At 59.3% G+C, this 4,282-nt stretch carries 4 protein-coding genes; 3 read left to right on the forward strand and 1 reads right to left on the reverse strand.

Going from position 1 to position 4,282, the window contains the following annotated elements:
- Positions 1-94 precede the first annotated feature (94 nt).
- The 3 genes from ruvX (at position 95) to chlP (ending at position 3,012) form a co-directional block, all read left to right on the forward strand.
- A complete protein-coding gene (ruvX, locus tag NW839_RS05525; protein ID WP_414331042.1) occupies positions 95-559 on the forward strand; it encodes a Holliday junction resolvase RuvX in 465 nt (154 codons plus the stop codon).
- Entirely contained in the window at positions 531-1,667 is a 1,137-nt protein-coding gene (locus NW839_RS05530) for an extracellular solute-binding protein (protein ID WP_414350954.1), read from the forward strand. Before ruvX ends, NW839_RS05530 begins: the two co-directional genes overlap by 29 nt.
- A gap of 124 nt (positions 1,668-1,791) precedes the next feature.
- A complete protein-coding gene (gene chlP, locus NW839_RS05535) occupies positions 1,792-3,012 on the forward strand; it encodes a geranylgeranyl reductase (protein ID WP_414350952.1) in 1,221 nt (406 codons plus the stop codon).
- A gap of 7 nt (positions 3,013-3,019) precedes the next feature.
- Here chlP and NW839_RS05540 read toward each other — a convergent pair whose 3' ends face one another.
- Complete coding sequence (locus tag NW839_RS05540; RefSeq protein ID WP_414331048.1) at positions 3,020-3,868, reverse strand: hypothetical protein; 849 nt, start codon at positions 3,866-3,868, stop codon at positions 3,020-3,022.
- Positions 3,869-4,282: the final 414 nt, after the last annotated feature.

A 4,282-nucleotide genomic window follows, 5' to 3' on the forward strand; every position in this document is an offset into this window, starting at 1 on the left:
ACACAGCGGGGCCATTGCGGGTGAGTTTTCTGATGGCAGAAGCTTCCGGTCAACCCGGCTCTTCTGGGGCTCAGCAGGCGGGGCGTCCTGAGGGATGACGGATCCACTCCACCCGGCAAGACTGAAGGGCCAACGAGTGCTGATCGGTTTCGACCCAGGGCGCGACAAATGCGGCATTGCTGTGGTGCAGGTGTTTACGCAAACGGAGCTGAAGGTTTTACACCGGGAGGTGGTCCCTTCCGCGGCAGCGCTGTCTAGACTACAAACGCTCCGGCAACAGTTTCAGGCGGAGCAAGTGATCCTGGGCAATCAGACGACGGCCCAAGCCTGGAAGTCTCAACTGGAATCCATTCTCCCCCCGCAGCAGATTGTCCTGGTGGATGAGCGGCACAGCTCCCAAGAGGCCCGTCAGCGCTACTGGGATTTTCACCCACCGCAGGGATGGGAGCGGCTGTTGCCCAAGGGGATGCGGGTGCCCGCCAAGGCTTACGATGATCTGGTGGCTCTCATTCTGGTGGAGCGGTACTGTCGTGGGCGAGATACGGCTGAGCCGACGTGAGCTTCTACAGGGGATCCTGCTGGGGCTAATGGCGGCAGGATGTGGGGGGCCGGATGCACACCTGCCTCTTGTCTTGGCGCTCAAGCAAGGGATCCCTGCCAGTTTGCTCAACGAGTTTCGCCGCAGGACTCAGGCCCGCTTTCGGCTGCAACTGTTGGATAGTCGGGATCAGTTGTTGGCCTATCTCCGGCAAAGTGTTCAGCCGGCTGATCCGGCCTGGTGGGATCCGGGGGGATGGTTCCGGCGGCGGCTGCCGGTGGCGGCTTTGAGTTTGTTGGGGGCCGACGGATTGGATCGGGCCATAGCTGCCGGTTGGCTGGCTCCTCTGCCGGCAAGCCTGTTGGGAGAACGATGGCAGAATCTGGATCCCCGTTGGCAAGCTGCGGCACTCCGGGAGGGGCAGATTTGGGGTGTGCCCTGGCGCTGGGGGGTAACGGCCATTGCCTACCGCCGGGATCGGGTGAGGGAGCCCATTCGGGACTGGGCGGATCTGTGGCGGCCTGAGCTGGCCGGCAAACTGACTCTGCCGGATCATCCGCGGGAGGTGATTGGGCTAACCCTAAAGAAAATGGGCCGCTCCTACAACGATCCCCTCAACCCTGAGGATGTCGAATTACGTCAAGAGCTGGGATCCCTGCATCGCCAGGTTTTAACTTACACCTCTTCCGACTACCTGCCCATCTTGCGCTTGGCCGATAGCTGGGTGGCCGTGGGCTGGTCGCAGGATCTCTACGCCACCCAAGCCAACTACCCTGAGCTGGCAGTGGTGATCCCGGCCTCCGGATCCGCCATCTGGTGGGATGTCTGGGTGCGACCCCACGTCGAAGACAATGCCCACACAGAATCAACCCAGACAGATTCCGGATCCCTGTTGGCTGACTGGCTTGATTTTGTCTTGAATCCTGAATTTGCCCCCCGCTTGGTCAATCTGAGCGGGATCCCTTCGGTTTTGCCGCTGGATTTGGCTCAACTTGCCCCACGCCTGCAACGCAGAGCCGACTTGCAAATCTCCACTTGGCAACGCTCGGAGATCTGGCGCCCCCTGAGCTCAGCCGAAGCCGAGTCCTATCTCAACCTCTGGGATCAAATGCGGCGGGGCCTTTTGTAGAAACACAGCGAGCGCGAGCCCTCCACTCTGCAACACTTCGTCAAGGTCCGCAATGCTTCTGAGGAGCTGTGGTAGGATGCCTGCTGTCTGATGAGCCAGTCGCATTTGCATCGAGGAGAGCACCTTGAGCCTGAGAGTTGCTGTTGTGGGGGGCGGGCCAGCCGGAGCCTCTGCTGCTGAAGTTCTAGCCCAAGCGGGAATTGAAACCTTTTTGTTTGAGCGGAAGCTGGACAATGCTAAGCCCTGTGGGGGCGCCATTCCTCTCTGTATGGTCTCAGAATTTGACCTTCCCCCCGAGATCATCGACCGCAAAGTGCGCAAGATGAAGATGATCTCCCCCTCCAACTATGAGGTGGATATCGCCCTTGAAAAGGAAAACGAATACATCGGCATGTGCCGCCGCGAGATCTTGGATGCCTTCTTGCGCAATCGTGCCCACCAAAAAGGGGCGGAGCTGATCAACGGCAAGGTAATGCATCTGGAAATCCCCCAGAATGGCCGGGATCCCTACATCCTGCACTACAACGATTTTTCCGACGGATCGAGGCAAGGGGTGCCGCGTTCTTTGGCTGTGGATGTGGTGATCGGGGCGGATGGGTTCCACTCCAAGGTGGCAGAAGCCATTGGTGCTGGAGACTATAACTATGCGCTGGCCTTTCAGGAGCGCATCCGGCTCCCGGACGACAAAATGGCCTACTACGCAGAGCGGGCAGAAATGTATGTGGGGGACGATGTTTCTCCAGACTTTTATGCCTGGGTGTTTCCCAAGTCCAACCATGTAGCCGTGGGCACCGGCACCATGAGGGCAAACCAAGCCCACATCCAAAAGTTGCAAGCTGGGATCCGCGCCCGTGCTGCCGAGCGTATCCGCGGCGGCCAGGTGATCAAGGTGGAAGCCCATCCGATCCCAGAGCATCCCCGTCCGCGCCGTGTGGTGGGCCGTGCTGCTTTGGTGGGAGATGCGGCGGGATACGTCACCAAATCCAGCGGCGAAGGGATCTATTTTGCCGCCAAGTCAGGCCGCATGTGCGCCGAGACCATCGTCGAGACCTCCAACGGTGGCAAGCGCATTCCCACAGAGGAGGATCTAAAACTGTATCTCAAGCGCTGGGATCGCCAGTACGGCCTGACCTACAAGGTCTTGGACATCCTGCAGCGGGTGTTCTACCGTTCCAATGCCACCCGCGAAGCCTTTGTGGAGATGTGCGCCGACCGGGACGTGCAGAGGATGACCTTTGACAGCTACCTCTACAAGACGGTAGTGCCCATGAGCCCTTGGGTGCAGTTCAAGATCACGGTCAAAACCCTGGGCAGCCTGATTCGCGGCAACGCTTTGGCTCCCTGAAGTAACCCTACTGCCACTGGAAGGTCACCGTAACGCGATCCCAATTGGCCTCGGTTTTCAGCACACTGGCGGAGGCCCTTTGTCCGGGGGGCACGTCGCTGGGCTCAAACGCTGCCACTCGCGTATCGACAACTTCTTCTCCCCGATAGAAGGTGAAACGAGCACGGGCGTTGAGAACCGTGCGGGTGCTGCGGTTGATCGCTTCCACGCTTAGGCGGCTACCGGCCCCCACTCGTTCTTCCCGAATGGATCCCACGATTACAAAATCTCCTGGGCTAGCGGCAGACTCGGCTGGGGTGGCGGTCGGAACTGGGGTGCCAGGCTGTGGGGCCGTCTCGCTTTGCTTGGGATCCGACTGCCTCAGCAGCTCCAAAACACGGGCCAACTCCTGCTGAAAGAAAACAAAGGCTTCCCGCGATTGGTTGGCCACCTGGGCCAAAATCAGTCGATCCGACTCCTCTACCGGAATTTCCAGGAGGGGAGCTGGCCCTTTTAGGGTGACTCGGATGCTGGCGACTTCTTGGTTGATGAACTTATCCAGGTAGGGAAAGATGTTGAGAATGCAATCTTGGAAGGATCCCATCGGCATGATGCGATTGTTGGTCAGCACCAAGTCGGCCCGCTCACAGCTAGTCCGATCCTCCATATCAATTTCCAAGGGCACCCGAAAGGAGCCGAGGCTGGTGTTGGTGATGGTAACCCCAATGCCGTACACCTCCTGCCGCCAGCCGTGAACGATCTCCAGGCTGGGGCTGGTGACTTCCTCGGTGAAATACTCTCCGGCCCAGGTCGGGGATCCCCACAGAGGCAGGGCCAGTAGCAGCACAGGGAAATGGCAGGTCAGTCTCCCCTTCACCTCAACCTTCCTTAACTCAACTCGCGGACTTTGGGGCAGAGCAGCGGTGTTTCTTGCTCCCCCGGGATGGCAATAGCCTAACCCAGGGCTGGCGCAAACCAGGGGGAGTCTTTGAATAATCTTTCCAACAATAACGGCTTTGAACTTCATCCGCTCTGCCCAAAGGGATAGCCCAGTACCCGTCTTCATCGAGCTGGGGGTTGCCTTTGCGGTGGATCCCAGGGGCCATTTTGTCGGGGCAGCGCCACCGGCTCTGCCGTTTTCCGCTGGGATCCCGTCTGCGATAGGATCAGAAAGTTCAGCTTACTAGCGCAGGAGCCCCGCCCTCTGTCCGTAGGACGAGGGTCGGGAGGAATGCGGAAGTTACGATAGAACCATGACCCAAGTCCTGACCGTCTCCTGCAAGCTCAAGGT

Source organism: Synechococcus sp. R5-15, from assembly GCF_047462035.1.
Lineage (GTDB): Bacteria > Cyanobacteriota > Cyanobacteriia > Thermostichales > Thermostichaceae > Thermostichus.

Bases quoted from the DNA above. Each gene is read 5' to 3' on its own strand.
- ruvX (WP_414331042.1), top strand. From the start codon at position 95: ATGACGGATCCACTCCACCCGGCAAGACTGAAGGGCCAACGAGTGCTG.